This is a genomic window from Vibrio sp. 10N.261.55.F4, from assembly GCF_041470465.1.
Taxonomy (GTDB): domain Bacteria; phylum Pseudomonadota; class Gammaproteobacteria; order Enterobacterales; family Vibrionaceae; genus Vibrio; species Vibrio crassostreae_C.
In genome coordinates this window covers 1-14789 of the sequence record NZ_JBFRMM010000031.1, presented here as the reverse complement: position 1 = coordinate 14789, position 14789 = coordinate 1, and the positions used below count along the sequence as shown (strand labels likewise).

Below are 14789 nucleotides of genomic sequence, written 5' to 3'. Positions count from 1 at the left end.
TGTGTTTCCTTGATTTTGTGCTTGGTTAGCGTCGCCAAAAGGCTGGGAAAAATAGAACAATGAGCGTCAGTATCTCGAGTCGCCCCATCAGCATTCCTAAGCTTAGCAACCATTTAGCAGCGTCGGGCAGTGGAGCAAAGTTTCCGGTTGGACCTATCACGCTGCCCATTCCTGGACCAACATTGGCAACGGCTGTGATAGCACCGGATATACTGGTTACAGGATCAAGTCCCATCGCACTCAGCCCACCGGCAATTAAGATAATCGTGATAAAGAACATCAGACCAAATGCAACGAGTGAACGTACGATGTCGTCACTGACTGGTCGTTGATTATAGCGTTGAACAAACACGCCCGATGGATGAATCAGTTTCATCATCTGCTTATGAAGCATGGTCATCGCGATCTGGAAGCGGAAGATTTTGATACCGCCAGAGGTTGAACCTGAGCACGCGCCCGCCATCATTAAAAAGGCAAACAGCGTGGTAGGCAAAGCGCCCCACGCGGTGAAGTCTTCTAAGCCAAAACCGGTTGTGGTGACGACTGACACAATGTTAAACATCGAAACACGCATCGCATCCAATACCGTGTAGCCATCTCTGACCACCAACCATGTCGATATCACAGCACTGGTGACTAAGAATAGGTAAGCGAAGCCTCTCACTTGGGCATCTTTGTAGAGGATAGAGAGCTTTCTACCGCGCAGCGCACTGACAAAGAGTAAAAACGGCAAGCCACCTAAGAACATGAATACAGTACCCACCCAGTGAGCGCTGTTCGAGAAGTGGTTCATAGAACCGTCTGAGGTTGAGTAACCCCCCGTCGACAGTGTTGTGAACGCATGATTGATCGCGTCAAAGATGCCCATGCCTGCAAGCAAATAGCTAATGATGCATAAACCAGTCAGAACCAGATAAACTGCTACGATGTTCTTCGCGACGGTTTTTGCTCGTGGGCTGCTTTTATCTGACCAATCGGATGATTCGGTTTGGAACAGGCGCATACCACCAACGTTGAGCATTGGTAGAACTGCTACCGCCATAACGATAAAGCCGATGCCGCCTAACCATTGCAGTATAGAACGCCACAACAGAATGCTTGGTGCCATGCTGTCTAAGCCGCTTAATACGGTTGAGCCTGTCGTGGTGATACCTGACATGGTTTCAAAATAGGCGTCAGTGAAGCTGATGTGGTTGATGAAGACAAACGGCAGTGCAGCAAAGGCACTGGCTATCGTCCATACCAGAGAGGTGATCAGGAACATGTCCCGCACCCCAAGTCGGAACTTAGCGGAGCGCCCTAAGCTCAAGCAGATGAACGCCACAATGTGCGTGATCACTACCGATTGACCAAACTCGAGGAAGCCACCGGTGCCTGTGAAAAAGGCAACCAATGTGGGGATGTACATGAAAAGGGCGAGTTTTGATAACACTAACCCTATCACTAATAATATCGGACGAAAGTTGACCATAGCTTAATAGACCATAGCTTTAATTGATTACAGCTTTGTGCCGGAGCGCCGTTCTCACAAAAGAAAGTTGCGAGAAGAAGCTCACGAGAACAAGGCTATAAGAAGAACGGGCTCGGTTGGAATAGAGACTCAACATCAGGTACGTATTTCTTGTCCACTAGGAACATCACTACGTGGTCATCTTGTTCGATTACGGTTCTATCGTGCGCGATAAGTACTTCTTCTCCGCGAACAATCGCACCAATAGTGGTGCCCGGTGGTAGCTTGATGTCGCCAATCGCTCGGCCAACCACTTTCGATGTGGTTTCGTCACCGTGAGCAATGGCTTCGATCGCCTCTGCAGCGCCGCGACGTAGAGATGATACGTTAACAATATCAGCACGACGAACGTGAGTAAGCAGCGCAGAAATGGTCGCTTGCTGTGGAGAGATAGCAATATCAATCACGCCACCCTGAACAAGGTCTACGTAAGCACCACGCTGAATCAGTACCATTACCTTCTTGGCACCCATTCGCTTCGCCAGCATTGCTGACATGATGTTGGTTTCATCTTCATTGGTTAGGGCAATGAACACGTCCACTTGATCGATGTTCTCTTCGGTTAGCAGCTCTTGGTCTGCCGCATCGCCACAGAAGACGATGGTGTTTTCTAATTCTTCAGACAGCTTTTCGGCACGAGTGTAGCTGCGCTCGATAAGCTTGATGCTGTAGCTCTGCTCAAGGCGTTTTGCCAAGCTTGCACCAATGTTACCACCACCGACAATCATGATGCGGCGGTACGGTTTCTCTAGGCGTTGTAGCTCACTCATTACTGAGCGGATATGGTTACTCGCTGCCACAAAGAAAACCTCATCATCGGCTTCAATGATGGTGGTGCCTTGTGGGCGAATAGGGCGACCTTGACGGAAAATAGCGGCAACACGGGTATCAATGTGCGGCATGTGCTCACGCAAAGCAGACAGTGCGTTACCCACCAGTGGACCACCGTAGTAGGCTTTTACTGCTACTAGGCTAACCTTCTGTTCAGCAAAGCTCACAACCTGCAGTGCGCCTGGGTATTGAATCAGGCGCTCGATGTAGCTGGTCACTAGTTCTTCGGGTGCGATCAGGTGATCGACTGGGATGGCACCTGATTTGAATAGCGCTTCTTTCTCTTCTAGGTATTGAGGAGAACGAATACGAGCAATTCGGTTCGGCGTATTGAAAAGAGAGAAAGCAACCTGACACGCAGCCATGTTGGTTTCATCCATGTTAGTTACGGCAACTAACATGTCGGCATCTTGCGCACCCGCTTCACGTAGTGTGTTTGGGTGGCTGGCATAACCGTTTACAACCCTAAGGTCGTACTTATCCTGAAGTTCACGAAGTCGGTCAGCATTACGGTCGACAATGGTGATGTCGTTGTTTTCACCAACCAGGTTTTCAGCAAGGGTACCGCCAACTTGTCCAGCACCTAGGATAATGATCTTCATAGCCTTTCTCTTTTCTTTACCGTGGTAATTCTAGTTATCTAACTTTGTTTTGATAATGCACTAGAAAGAAACAGCGGCTAAGAAATAAATTCTTAGCCGCTGTTAGTTGTTATGCCTGTTTTACTAGAACTGCGTAGTAGAAGCCATCCATATCTTCTTCTCCAGGTAGTATTTGACGACCCGGATTTTCGATATCAGACCCAACCAGCGTTGCGTTTTCAGTACGTGCTAGGAATGCTTTCACTTGCAGCACGTTTTCTTGCGGCGTGATAGAACATGTCGCATAAACCATGGTGCCGCCTTCTTTCAGCTGACGCCACATTGCATCCATAATTTCGCTTTGCAGTTCAGCCAGCGCATCAATGTCAGATGCACGACGTAGCCACTTGATGTCAGGGTGACGGCGAATTACGCCAGTCGCTGAACAAGGTGCATCAAGTAGGATACGGTCGAACTTATCGCCCATCCACCACTCTTCAGGGTAGCGAGCATCACCACAAATTACGTCGGCACGCAGTTGTAGGCGCTCAAGGTTATCGTAAACACGGTCTAGACGTTTGATGTCGCAGTCAATCGCAACCACTTCAGTATCTTGAGTGTGCTCAAGAATGTGTGCCGTTTTACCACCTGGTGCAGCACAACAATCTAAGATCAGCTCACCATCTTTTGGTGTTAGGTAATCAACCGAAAGCTGAGCGGCAGCATCTTGCACTGATACCCAACCCCTGTCGAAGCCAGGAAGCAAAGTAACATCACAAGGTGCAGCTAATTTTATGGCATCAGCTGCTTCTGGGTGCAATGTGTATTCAATGTTTTCGTTTTTAAGCAGTTCTACATACTCGTCACGAGTGTGGTGTTGGCGGTTAACGCGCAGCCACATTGGTGCCTTGCTGTTGTTTGCTTCAACCAGTTGCTCCCATTGATCTGGGTAGCTCTCTTGAAGCATTTTTAGAATCCAGCTTGGGTGGCCGTATTTGCCTGCATTGTGGCTAACGGCTTTCTCGTCTAGTTCTTCTTGGTCACGTAGGTAGCTACGTAACACAGCGTTGATCAAACCACTCAGGCTTGGACCGCGCAGTGTCTTAGTACCCTCAACCGTTTCAGCAACCGCGGCATGCGAAGGGATACGCATGAAGCTTAGTTGGTAAATGCCCACCAAGATTAGGTGGTGGAATACACGCTTTTTACCTTTAAGCGGGTTTTCCATCAGTTCGTTAGCGATTGACTCTAAACGAGGCAGATAACGAAGTGCGCCGTAGCAAATCTCTTGCAGTAGAGCATGGTCTCGCGGACGGATCGTTTTTTGAGCCGCAGGGAGAGCGTGTGAAAGAGAGTGGCCTTTATCGACAACTTGGAATAGGACATTTGCAGCAGCAGCGCGAACATTCATGAGGGGTACCGAATATTTATTTGAATACATGAGGGCATCTCTGCCCTCGTAAAGGTTTTCTTAGCTGCGTAATTAGCAGCTTTAAAAGCGGATTAAGAAAGCTGTGTACCAACTTCAAACCAGCTTGCACGTGAGTTCAAGATATCCTGAACTGACATGGCTTTTTTACCTGGAACTTGCAGCTGTTCAAGAACAAATACGCCTTGCCCTGTCGCAACATAGATACCAGTTTTATCCGCTTGCAGAATGGTACCTGCAGGCTTATCAGAAGTTTGCTCTGCCACACGGCTTTGCCATACTTTAATGCTGTTCTCAGCGGCTTCAAAGTGGCTCATTGGCCATGGGTTGAAGGCACGAACGCAGCGCTCAATATGAGCTGCTTCATCACTCCAGTTGATACGCGCTTCTTCTTTACTTAGCTTCTTCGCGTAGTTAGCAAGCTCATCGTCTTGCTTCTCTGCAACCGCTTTGCCAGAAGCGATGTCCGCTAGACATTCAACAAGCGCGTCAGGGCCAAGGCACGCTAACTTCTCGTACATTGATGCGCTGGTATCTGTCGCTTCGATAGGCAGCGTCGCGATACTTAGCATGTCGCCAGTATCTAGGCCGATATCCATCTGCATGATCGTCACGCCTGTCTCTTTATCACCTGCCCAAATAGAGCGTTGAATCGGAGCAGCACCACGCCAGCGCGGTAGGATAGAGCCATGTACGTTGATACAACCTAAGCGAGGTGTATCTAATACAACTTGCGGAAGCAATAAGCCGTAAGCGACAACAACCATGATGTCAGCGTTCAATTCAGCTAGCTCTTGCTTAGCCTCATCTGACTTGAAGTTTTCTGGTTGGTAAACCGGAATATTGTTTTCAAGTGCGATGTTTTTTACTGGGCTCGCAGTGAGTTTTTTACCGCGGCCTGCTGGGCGATCTGGCTGTGTGTAAACAGCAACAACTTCATGCTCCGAAGACAACAACGCCGCCAAGTGACGGGCGGCGAAATCCGGAGTACCTGCAAAGACAATTCTTAAAGACTGACTCAAGGTAGGCTTCCTTCTAATTTAGTAATAGCAGCGGTTATTAACCTTGTTTCTCGTTGAAACGTTTAATCTTCGCTAGCTTATCTTGGATACGTTTACGCTTTAGTGGCGATAGGTAATCAACAAACAACTTGCCTTCTAGGTGGTCAAGTTCGTGCTGAACACAGATAGCCAGAAGGTCGTCAGCGTCGAATGTGAATTCGTTGCCGTCACGGTCTAGTGCTTTAACCGTTACTTCTGCAGCGCGAGGTACTAGAGCTCGAGCGCCTGGTACAGATAGGCAGCCTTCTTCGATTCCATCTTCGCCGCGCTTCTCAGTAATTTCAGGGTTGATAAGCACCATTGGCTCATCACGTGTTTCTGAAATATCGATAACAACGATGCGTTGGTGGAAATCTACTTGCGTTGCCGCAAGGCCGATACCTTCTTCGTCGTACATGGTTTCAATCATGTCATCAACGAACTTTTGAATCTCTGGGGTAACTTCTTTTACCGGTTTCGCCACGGTACGTAGACGATCATCTGGTAATGTTAATACTTGTAATACAGACATATACACTCGAAATATTGAACTGTGCCGAAACAGCTTAAACCTTGTTGGCTCAATTCTAGACATTTTAGAGGTCAAATGACAGCATCCTGAAGGTAATTCTCCAATCAGATGTCATATATTCAGACCAAGGAACCTAGGTCATGCGTCATTTATTGCCTGCTTTATCTCTTATTTGTGCCTCGATTTCGTTCGCCGCTACGGCTGAAAATAGTGAGCAACCTTTAACCATTAAACAGGGCGCACCTGAGGCGTATGTGGTGGTTAAGGGCGATACTTTGTGGGATATCTCTGCGATGTATCTCGATAGTCCATGGTTGTGGCCAAGGTTATGGCAGGTCAATCCAGAGATAGAAAACCCTCATCTCATTTATCCCGGAGATAAACTGTCTTTGGTTTGGATTAATGGCGAGCCTGTATTGAGCCTCAAGCCTGTTATCAAGCTTAGCCCTAAGATTCGTGTTTCTGAGAAGAAAGCAGTACCTACCGTCAACGAGGGACTGGTTCTACCTTATTTACAGTCTGATCGCTTGGTAGAGCAGCAAGATATCGAATCGGCACAACGAGTATTAGGAACCAGTGATGGTAAACGTTTCTTATCGGGTGCAGACCGGTTGTTTATCTCAGGTAACCAACAACATCAAAAGTGGGGTATCTACCGCGCAGTTGAAACCTACCAACGGCAGCAACCCCAAGCGAGTATTACCTCTTTGCGACTGGTCGCCACGGCGCGCTTGAGAGAGGTGGATGCTGAGTTCAGTAGTTTACAGATAGAGACTCAATTACAAGAAGTACTGCTCAACGACCTCGTGTTACCGGAACTTGGTGTTGATCAGGTGAAGCTCTCTACCACGTTTTATCCTGCACCTAGTGCGGCGGGTCAATTTGCTAATATCTTGGGCTCATTAGATGGCAGCCAATACAGCGCGAAGAATCAGGTGGTAGTGATCAACAAAGGTTCACAGGATAACCTTCGCCAAGGTTCTATGTTTACCCTCAGCGAAAGCGGTGCGGTGGTGTTTGGTAAGCAAGGTGAATACAGTTATAAAGAGTCTGCGGCGAGCGATAAGGTGCAATTGCCAAGTACCTCGCTGGGTAGCTTGATGGTCATTCGTCCTTATGAGTATTTTAGCCTCGCGTTGATCACTCAGAGCTCTAAGCCTGTTAGTAATGATATTCTGGCGGTATCGCCTTTGGACCTTGCTTTGACGGAAGAGATTAAGGGTACCGAGTGAATGAGCAACAACTGAGTGCTTGGTTAACTCTAAGTTTTGTTCCGCAATTGGGTGGAAAGCGTCTTGCTCGCCTACTCAGTGTTGATTCTCCTTTAAATATTGTTGGTTACTCAGGGCAACAGCTGCAAGCATTGGGTTTATCAACCAAACAAATCTCCTATCTAAGAGAACAGGCCCCAAGAGAGGTAGAGGCTTGTCTCGCTTGGCGAGCTAAACAATCCAACCATCACATCCTGACTCCGAGTTGCCCACATTATCCTAAATTGCTGAGTGAGATTGCTTCGGCGCCTACTGTGCTTTTCGTTAGAGGTAACGTTGAAAAGCTGATTGAACCTCAAATCGCGATGGTTGGCAGCCGTAATGCCAGTATCGAAGGTCTACAGACGGCGAAATCATTCGCTAAAGAGTTTGTACAAAATGGTTTGATTGTCACTAGCGGCTTAGCGCTTGGTATTGATGGTTATGCCCATGATGGCGCACTAGATAAAGGAGGCGAAACCTTTGCTGTATTGGGCTCTGGCTTGGATTCAATTTACCCTGCGCGGCACAGAAATTTAGCCGATAGGATCTGTGAAAATGGGGCGCTGATTTCAGAGTTTCGTCCAAGCGCCAAACCACGACCTGAACATTTCCCTCGCCGTAACCGTATTATAAGTGGGTTGTCGCTCGGAACTTTGGTGGTTGAGGCAGCTGAAAAGAGTGGTTCTTTGATTACGGCTCGCTATGCCATGGAGCAAGGCCGAGAGGTGTTTGCGCTGCCCGGTTCAATTCATAGCCCAACCAGTCGCGGAGGTAATAGCTTAATTAAAGCTGGAGCATGTTTAGTACAAAATGCTCAAGATGTTCTGATTGAAATAAAGAGTCTGTTAGACTGGTCTATAGATCAGCAGCCCAGTTTGTTCGAGCCTACGCCGAATGAGGGTGAAAATGAACAATTGCCATTTCCACAGCTGTTAGCTAACGTAGGATTAGAGGCGACACCCGTTGATATTTTGGCACAGAGAACCCATATACCTGTGCATGAAGTCATGATGCAGCTTTTAGAGCTTGAGCTCTCAGGGCATGTTGTTGCAGTTTCCGGTGGCTATATTCGAAAGGGGAGAGGCTAAGCTATGATGATGGACATACTGATGTACTTGTTTGAAACCTACATCCATAGCGATTCTGAATTGCAGGTGGATCAAGACGAACTTGAAGATGAACTTCTTCGAGCGGGGTTTCACCAAGATGATATTTATAAGGCTCTCCATTGGTTAGAAGACCTTGCTGCACTGCAAGATACCGATAACCAAGCGGCGATTACTATGTGCTCTAATACCTCGATGCGTGTTTACACAAGTAAAGAGATATCACGTATTAATATGGAGTGTCGTGGTTTCTTGTTGTTCCTTGAGCAGATCAACGTCCTCACGACAGAGATTCGTGAAATGGTGATTGATCGTGTCATGGGGTTAGAGACCAATGAATTTGAGTTGGATGATCTGAAGTGGATTATCTTAATGGTACTGTTCAATGTACCGGGTAATGAAAGTGCTTACACGCAAATGGAAGAGCTGTTGTACACCAAAGAGCAAGGTATCTTGCATTAATACAGGCTTATCATGAGTAGTAAGATTGATAATCAGCTTTTTTCAGCACATGAACATGCGTTAGAGCATGAACCATGTCCACAGTGTGGTGGGGAGCTTCAGCTTCGCCATGGTAAGCACGGCCCATTTTTAGGCTGTAAGCAGTATCCGAGCTGTGATTACATCAAGCCTCTTCATCAAAATGATGGTCATGTGGTGAAAGAGCTGGGCGTTCCGTGTCCTAAATGCCAAAACGAATTGGTATTAAGGCAAGGTCGCTTTGGGATGTTCATTGGCTGTAGCAGTTATCCAGAGTGTAATCACATCGAATCTTTGGATCAACCGAAAGAACAACCTGAAGAACAGCCACTTGTTGCCTGCCCTGAGTGTGGCAGAGGCCATTTGGTTGAGCGTAAATCTCGCTATGGCAAAACCTTCTATGCGTGTGATAACTACCCTAAGTGTAAGTTTGCCGTTAATCAGCCACCAGTTATAGGTCGCTGTGAAGAGTGCCAGTTCCCACTGTTACTGGAGAAGAAAACGGCCAGTGGTACCAAGAAGCAATGCGCAGATCGCAAGTGTCACCACATTCAATCTCAATAACTCGATATTATAGACACAAAAAAACGGCGCTCACTGAGCGCCGTTTTTGTGTCCAATAAACTTTTTATATCAATAAGCCAATGTAGGCTTACTTCATCTGCTCAGCAAACTCATGCACAGCAGGGTAGGCTTGTTTATCAAGAATCTCAGCCAATGAGCACAACGCTCTTTGTAATTCTGCGTTGTAATCAGCGCTCACGTTAATGTGGCCCATCTTACGACCTGCACGCTTCTCTTTACCATACCAATGAACATGACAACCACCTTGAGCAAGAATTGCTTCAGGTAGGGTATCTTCACCAAGGATGTTGATCATTGCGGTTGGACGAATCAGCTTAGTGCTGCCTAATGGCATGCCACATACGGCACGTAGATGGTTCTCAAACTGACAAGTTTCAGCGCCTTGTTGTGTCCAGTGGCCAGAGTTATGAACACGTGGTGCAATCTCATTCACCAGCAGTGAACCTTGAACATCAAAGAACTCTAGCGCGAGTACGCCAACGTAATCTAAACGCTCTGCAACTGCGGTGAACATGGTTTTCGCTTGTTCTTGCAGTTCAATGTCATCAATGGCTGTTGATAAGCTCAACACGCCATCGGTGTGAACATTCTCAGCCAGTGGATACACTTGAACCTCGCCATTGGTATCACGAGCACCAACCAGTGATACTTCGCGGTCAAACGGAACAAACTCTTCAGCCACAATCGCTTGGTTGTCGGTCGCGGTAATGCACTCAGCCATTTCTGCCCAAGTCGCGTCAACATTGTCTAATGTCTTTAAGCGCCATTGGCCCTTGCCGTCGTAGCCGCCAAGTGTGCTCTTCAACACCATTGGTAAGCCAACGTGAGCAATTGCAGCGTCAAAGTCTTCGCGAGAGTTAACCACGTAGTACTTAGCATTCTTCACGTTCGCTTCGTCTAACAGGGCTTTTTCAAGACGACGGTCACCGCCAGCTTTGATTGCTTCTGTTGTCGGTAAGAACTTACCGCTGCGCTCACACACCTCAAGTACATCGTGAGGAATATGTTCGAATTCAGCAGTAATGACGTCCGCACGCTCAATCGCATTTTCTAAGCCGTTACCTAGAATCGCTTGCGTTAATGGGTGAACAATATTTTTGCTGCCAACATCAAAAGCAGAAATTTCAATATTCAGCGGTGCCCCAGCTAGGGACATCATGCGAGCAAGTTGGCCCGCGCCTAACACAAGAACATGCATGGAAATTAGTCCTCTGCAGGGTTTGGATTAGCCAAAACCGTTTCTGTTTGCTCAGAACGGAATGCTTCTACTTTTGCCATTACTTCTTCATTGTGTGTACCAATGATTTGAGCCGCTAGGATGCCTGCATTGGCAGCGCCAGCTTCACCGATAGCCAAAGTACCTACCGCGATACCTTTTGGCATCTGCACGATAGAAAGCAGAGAGTCCATGCCTTTCAGTGCTTTAGACTGAACTGGAACACCCAGAACTGGTACGCTTGTGAAAGCAGCAGCCATGCCCGGAAGGTGCGCTGCACCGCCAGCACCAGCAATAATTACTTTAATACCGCGCTCTTTCGCACTGGTTGCGTAGTCTGCAAGCAACTGAGGTGTGCGGTGAGCAGAAACCACTTTTGTTTCGTACGCCACGCCAAACTGATCCAACATTTCTGCAGCTAGCTTCATTGTTGGCCAATCAGATTTAGAACCCATGATAATACCGACAGTCATCTCAAACTCCTTCAGGTACGATTTAATTAGTGATTAGATATTTTGCGCGCATTATACGGGTAAAATTGCTTAAGGAAAACGTTTGCGTCAGTCTGAGTTGTTAATTGATACATTTTATAAACAAATAGCTTTAGTCACAGTGAATGATAATTTGTACACTTAGTGAGTTAGATAACTGAATTAATGAGGCAACCCGTGGATAACTTTCAACATACTTTGCAGGCATTACAACAAGGTGAAGTCATTGCTTACCCGACTGAAGGCGTTTTTGGGGTCGGTTGTGATCCCGATAATCCACAAGCCATCAAGAAATTACTCGACTTAAAACAACGACCGATCGAGAAAGGGTTGATCTTAATTGCTGCAAGTTACGAGCAACTGTTACCTTACATTGATGAAAGCCAGTTGACGGAAGAACAGTTGGTAACAGTGAAAGCGACATGGCCAGGTCCGGTCACTTGGATTATGCCAACCAGCAGCAAAGTTACTGACTGGGTAAGTGGTCAATTTGATTCCATCGCGGTACGAGTGACTGATCACCCTTTGGTTCAAAGAATGTGTAATGAGTTTGGTAAGCCGTTAACCTCTACCAGTGCTAACCTGACCGGCGAGCCGCCTTGTATGACGACTGAAGAAGTTAAGCAGCAACTTGGCCAACATTTGGTGGCTATTTTAGAAGGTCAAACGGGTGGTCGTGAGAAGCCAAGCGAAATTAGAGATGCAAAAACGTCGAAAATATTAAGACAGGGTTAAACCCTGCAAAGGAAGAAAGATGTCAGCAATTGATAAAGAAGCAGTAAAACAGTTTTTACTGAGCCTACAAGATTCGATTTGCCAGCAGCTTGAGCAAGCTGATGGCACAGCACTGTTTGAAGAAGATGCATGGGAGCGTGAACCTGGCGAACGCCTTGGTGGCGGTGGTCGAACTCGTGTGATGACCAACGGTGCGGTATTTGAGCAAGGTGGGGTTAACTTCTCTCACGTAGCGGGTAAGGCGATGCCTGCCTCAGCCACAGCTCACCGCCCTGAATTAGCTGGACGTAAGTTTGAGGCGATGGGTGTCTCATTAGTTATCCACCCTAAAAACCCATACATCCCAACCTCACACGCGAACGTTCGATTCTTTATTGCGGAAAAAGAAGGGGAAGACCCAATTTGGTGGTTTGGTGGTGGTTTTGACTTAACGCCATTTTATCCTTTCGATGAAGATTGCCAATCTTGGCATCAAACCGCTAAAGATCTTTGTGCGCCGTTTGGTGATGATGTTTATCAAGAACATAAAGAGTGGTGTGATAAATACTTCTACCTGCCTCACCGAGACGAAACACGCGGTGTTGGTGGTCTGTTCTTTGATGACTTAAATGAGTGGGGTTTCGATAAGAGCTTTGCTTATATGCAGGCTGTCGGTGAAGGTTTTGTTGCGGCGTACTTACCTATTGTCGAGCGTCGCAAAGATACACCTTATGGCGAACGTGAGCGTGACTTCCAACTATACCGTCGTGGCCGCTATGTTGAATTCAACCTAGTTTACGACCGTGGTACCTTATTTGGCCTGCAAAGCGGTGGGCGCACAGAGTCTATATTGATGTCGATGCCGCCGTTGGCTCGTTGGGAATACCGCTACGAACCACAAGCGGGTTCACCGGAAGCTCTGCTTTATAGCGACTACCTAAAGCCTCGAGTTTGGTAGTTCTTCCTTCCTTATAGGGATAGTGATAGGGTCATCTATATAGATGACCCTTTTTTATTTCTGTTAGGTAAGGATATGACACAGCAAGTAGATCGTTATGCCGTTTTCGGTAACCCTATTGGGCAAAGCAAATCGCCATTCATTCACACATTATTTGCTCGCCAAACCAGACAACAACTTACCTATACAGCATTACAGCCAGAGCATGGTGAATTTATCACTGCGGCCAAAACATTTTTCAGTGAAGGTGGTCGAGGATGTAACGTCACAGCACCTTTTAAAGAAGATGCGTATCAGTTTGCCAATCGCCTAACTGAGAGAGCTGAACTAGCTGGTGCCGTAAATACCCTTAAGAAGTTAGATGATGGAGAGATCATTGGTGATAACACCGATGGTGAGGGCTTAGTTCAAGACCTGCTTCAACATCAAGTCACGCTAAAAGGAGCACGTGTTCTTCTTCTTGGCGCTGGTGGTGCTGCGAGAGGAGTGATTCAACCTCTTCTCGACCAAAAGCCACAACAGCTGGTGGTCGCTAATCGAACCAGCTCCAAGGCTGAACTTCTGGCTGAGATGTTTTCGTCGCATGGCAACATCAAGGGGATGGGGCTAAGTGATGTTAATGAAGGCTTTGATGTCATTATTAACTCTACCTCATCTGGTCTAAGCGGGCAGCTTCCTGAAGTGTCTGAGGTGATTTTCAATTCTACTAGCGCCGTTTATGACATGGTTTATGGATCTGGAACGACGGTATTCAATCAATGGGCATTAGATAATGGTGTTCATGCTGCTTATGATGGTTTGGGTATGCTAGTGGGGCAGGCAGCAGAAAGCTTTATGCTTTGGCGTGGTCTTCGTCCGGGAACAAAACAGATTTTAAGAGAATTACGTAAAAATCTAGAGATGTAATGGGGTGTTTATAAAAAATGAATCAATCAATTCTATTTCCTGATATCCAAGATTGGGATGAAGAGAGCCGAACAATCACGTTCCCAGCACAACAGTCGGGCGCATTGATTGAATGTGTCATGTCTATTGAGGAATTATCACGATTGGCAGGTAAAGATATAGAAGAAGGCGATCAAGCTTTAGTTATCTTTTCAGAGTTACGTTTCGATATTGAAGAGCTAGCGGAAGAGTTAATAGAAGAAGAGGAGTATGACTCCTCTAATCGGATTCAGATCAAAGCGCTTTAGACTGAAATTACAGAGTCTAGATAGTCATTTTTATTCTGAACGTAGTTGTCTGCAGACTTCTGTAGAAAGGCACGCTCTTTATCATTTAATGGACGAGCTTGTTTTACTGGGCTTCCTACATAGAGGTAACCGCTTTCAAGTACCTTGTTTGGTGGCACTAAGCTACCAGCACCAATCATCACTTCTTTTTGGATAATCACGCCATCCAACACGATCGCTCCCATACCAACAAGTACACGATCCTCAATAGTGCAGCCATGCAGCATTACTTTATGCCCGATAGTGACATCATTACCTATTAAGAGAGGATAACCGTCAGGGTTTTCAGCATTCTTATGGGTGACGTGCAAGACACTACCATCTTGGATATTCGTTCTCTCTCCAATATGAATGTGGTTCACATCCCCTCGAGCTGCAACCAAAGGCCACACGCTAGAGTCGTTACCGATTTTGATATCACCAACCAGTACTGAACTGGTATCTATATAGACACCTTGCCCAATCTGAGGGGATATTCCTTTATAACTGCGTATTGAACTCATAAATCCTCCTTTATATAGGCACCTTAAGCCCTTAATTAAGAGGAATACTAGTGAAAATGGGGTGTTTTGAACAAAAAACGCTCGAACAATCAAAAAAGTAAGAAAAACTTCAAAAAGGGCTTGCCAGTGTGATCGAAATCTCTATAATGCCACCTCGCTGACACGGGATGGCTTCGTAAGAAACCAAAACGAATCAGCAGGTCAAATTAGCCAAGCTAAGCGCTTGAAAAAAGTTTTGAAAATAGTGGTTGACACTAAAACTTAAATCGCTAAAATGGCCGTCCGATTTGAGCGAAGCTCAAAAAGGAAAAGCTCTTTAACAATTTAA

General features: G+C 46.5%; 16 protein-coding genes. 8 read left to right on the top strand and 8 right to left on the bottom strand.

Annotation, left to right across the window (positions count from 1 at the left end; all coding sequences use genetic code 11):
- Positions 1-25 precede the first annotated feature (25 nt).
- The 5 genes from AB4249_RS14850 to def all read right to left on the bottom strand — a co-directional run bounded on the left by AB4249_RS14850 (position 26) and on the right by def (position 5923).
- A complete protein-coding gene (locus tag AB4249_RS14850) occupies positions 26-1471 on the bottom strand; it encodes a TrkH family potassium uptake protein (protein WP_372100678.1) in 1446 nt (481 codons plus the stop codon).
- Between the two features lie 95 nt (positions 1472-1566).
- On the bottom strand, positions 1567-2943 hold the full coding sequence (gene trkA / locus AB4249_RS14845; protein ID WP_004735766.1) for a Trk system potassium transporter TrkA: 1377 nt from the start codon (positions 2941-2943) through the stop codon (positions 1567-1569).
- A gap of 109 nt (positions 2944-3052) precedes the next feature.
- Entirely contained in the window at positions 3053-4333 is a 1281-nt protein-coding gene (rsmB, locus tag AB4249_RS14840; protein ID WP_017058774.1) for a 16S rRNA (cytosine(967)-C(5))-methyltransferase RsmB, read from the bottom strand.
- 92 nt (positions 4334-4425) lie between these two features.
- Complete coding sequence (gene fmt / locus AB4249_RS14835) at positions 4426-5373, bottom strand: methionyl-tRNA formyltransferase (protein ID WP_372103765.1); 948 nt, start codon at positions 5371-5373, stop codon at positions 4426-4428.
- Positions 5374-5410: 37 nt separating this feature from the next.
- On the bottom strand, positions 5411-5923 hold the full coding sequence (gene def / locus AB4249_RS14830; RefSeq protein ID WP_017058772.1) for a peptide deformylase: 513 nt from the start codon (positions 5921-5923) through the stop codon (positions 5411-5413).
- A 140-nt stretch (positions 5924-6063) separates the two neighbouring features.
- Here def and AB4249_RS14825 point away from each other — a divergent pair, with 140 nt between their 5' ends.
- Genes AB4249_RS14825 through AB4249_RS14810 form a run of 4 tightly spaced genes read left to right on the top strand, consistent with a single transcriptional unit; the run spans position 6064 to position 9326 of the window.
- A complete protein-coding gene (locus AB4249_RS14825; protein ID WP_065584148.1) occupies positions 6064-7155 on the top strand; it encodes a LysM peptidoglycan-binding domain-containing protein in 1092 nt (363 codons plus the stop codon).
- The gene (gene dprA / locus AB4249_RS14820; RefSeq protein WP_065584147.1) at positions 7152-8264 is read left to right on the top strand and encodes a DNA-processing protein DprA; all 1113 of its coding nucleotides are present in this window, start codon (positions 7152-7154) and stop codon (positions 8262-8264) included. The genes AB4249_RS14825 and dprA overlap by 4 nt, the downstream gene beginning before the upstream one ends.
- A gap of 3 nt (positions 8265-8267) precedes the next feature.
- Positions 8268-8744 carry a DUF494 family protein gene (locus tag AB4249_RS14815; RefSeq protein ID WP_029235095.1) on the top strand — a complete coding sequence of 159 codons (477 nt, stop codon included), beginning with the start codon at positions 8268-8270 and terminating at the stop codon, positions 8742-8744.
- A 12-nt stretch (positions 8745-8756) separates the two neighbouring features.
- Entirely contained in the window at positions 8757-9326 is a 570-nt protein-coding gene (locus AB4249_RS14810) for a type I DNA topoisomerase (RefSeq protein ID WP_017069578.1), read from the top strand.
- 88 nt (positions 9327-9414) lie between these two features.
- Here the strand turns inward: AB4249_RS14810 and AB4249_RS14805 are convergent, their stop codons facing one another.
- Together AB4249_RS14805 and purE are read right to left on the bottom strand one after the other, a co-directional pair.
- Positions 9415-10545, bottom strand: a complete 1131-nt coding sequence (locus tag AB4249_RS14805) for a 5-(carboxyamino)imidazole ribonucleotide synthase (RefSeq protein ID WP_065584145.1) — start codon at positions 10543-10545, stop codon at positions 9415-9417.
- Positions 10546-10550: 5 nt separating this feature from the next.
- On the bottom strand, positions 10551-11036 hold the full coding sequence (gene purE / locus AB4249_RS14800; protein WP_004735777.1) for a 5-(carboxyamino)imidazole ribonucleotide mutase: 486 nt from the start codon (positions 11034-11036) through the stop codon (positions 10551-10553).
- Positions 11037-11231: 195 nt separating this feature from the next.
- Between purE and AB4249_RS14795 the strand changes: the two genes are divergently transcribed.
- The 4 genes from AB4249_RS14795 (at position 11232) to AB4249_RS14780 (ending at position 13919) form a co-directional block, all read left to right on the top strand.
- A complete protein-coding gene (locus AB4249_RS14795; RefSeq protein ID WP_065584144.1) occupies positions 11232-11789 on the top strand; it encodes an L-threonylcarbamoyladenylate synthase in 558 nt (185 codons plus the stop codon).
- A 19-nt stretch (positions 11790-11808) separates the two neighbouring features.
- A complete protein-coding gene (gene hemF, locus AB4249_RS14790) occupies positions 11809-12726 on the top strand; it encodes an oxygen-dependent coproporphyrinogen oxidase (protein ID WP_372103761.1) in 918 nt (305 codons plus the stop codon).
- A gap of 75 nt (positions 12727-12801) precedes the next feature.
- Positions 12802-13632 carry a shikimate dehydrogenase gene (gene aroE / locus AB4249_RS14785; protein WP_102429018.1) on the top strand — a complete coding sequence of 277 codons (831 nt, stop codon included), beginning with the start codon at positions 12802-12804 and terminating at the stop codon, positions 13630-13632.
- 17 nt (positions 13633-13649) lie between these two features.
- Complete coding sequence (locus AB4249_RS14780) at positions 13650-13919, top strand: DUF1488 domain-containing protein (protein WP_017058764.1); 270 nt, start codon at positions 13650-13652, stop codon at positions 13917-13919.
- Here the strand turns inward: AB4249_RS14780 and AB4249_RS14775 are convergent.
- Positions 13916-14461, bottom strand: coding sequence for a gamma carbonic anhydrase family protein (locus tag AB4249_RS14775; protein WP_017058763.1), 546 nt, complete (start codon positions 14459-14461; stop codon positions 13916-13918). The two genes, AB4249_RS14780 and AB4249_RS14775, sit on opposite strands and share 4 nt — an antisense overlap.
- Between the last annotated feature and the right edge of the window lie 328 nt (positions 14462-14789).

Bases quoted from the DNA above. Each gene is read 5' to 3' on its own strand.
- AB4249_RS14825 (WP_065584148.1), top strand. From the start codon at position 6,064: ATGCGTCATTTATTGCCTGCTTTATCTCTTATTTGTGCCTCGATTTCG.
- hemF (WP_372103761.1), top strand. From the start codon at position 11,809: ATGTCAGCAATTGATAAAGAAGCAGTAAAACAGTTTTTACTGAGCCTA.
- aroE (WP_102429018.1), top strand. From the start codon at position 12,802: ATGACACAGCAAGTAGATCGTTATGCCGTTTTCGGTAACCCTATTGGG.
- AB4249_RS14810 (WP_017069578.1), top strand. From the start codon at position 8,757: ATGAGTAGTAAGATTGATAATCAGCTTTTTTCAGCACATGAACATGCG.
- trkA (WP_004735766.1), bottom strand. From the start codon at position 2,943: ATGAAGATCATTATCCTAGGTGCTGGACAAGTTGGCGGTACCCTTGCT.
- rsmB (WP_017058774.1), bottom strand. From the start codon at position 4,333: ATGAATGTTCGCGCTGCTGCTGCAAATGTCCTATTCCAAGTTGTCGAT.
- def (WP_017058772.1), bottom strand. From the start codon at position 5,923: ATGTCTGTATTACAAGTATTAACATTACCAGATGATCGTCTACGTACC.
- AB4249_RS14805 (WP_065584145.1), bottom strand. From the start codon at position 10,545: ATGCATGTTCTTGTGTTAGGCGCGGGCCAACTTGCTCGCATGATGTCC.
- purE (WP_004735777.1), bottom strand. From the start codon at position 11,036: ATGACTGTCGGTATTATCATGGGTTCTAAATCTGATTGGCCAACAATG.
- AB4249_RS14850 (WP_372100678.1), bottom strand. From the start codon at position 1,471: ATGGTCAACTTTCGTCCGATATTATTAGTGATAGGGTTAGTGTTATCA.
- AB4249_RS14815 (WP_029235095.1), top strand. From the start codon at position 8,268: ATGATGATGGACATACTGATGTACTTGTTTGAAACCTACATCCATAGC.
- AB4249_RS14780 (WP_017058764.1), top strand. From the start codon at position 13,650: ATGAATCAATCAATTCTATTTCCTGATATCCAAGATTGGGATGAAGAG.
- AB4249_RS14775 (WP_017058763.1), bottom strand. From the start codon at position 14,461: ATGAGTTCAATACGCAGTTATAAAGGAATATCCCCTCAGATTGGGCAA.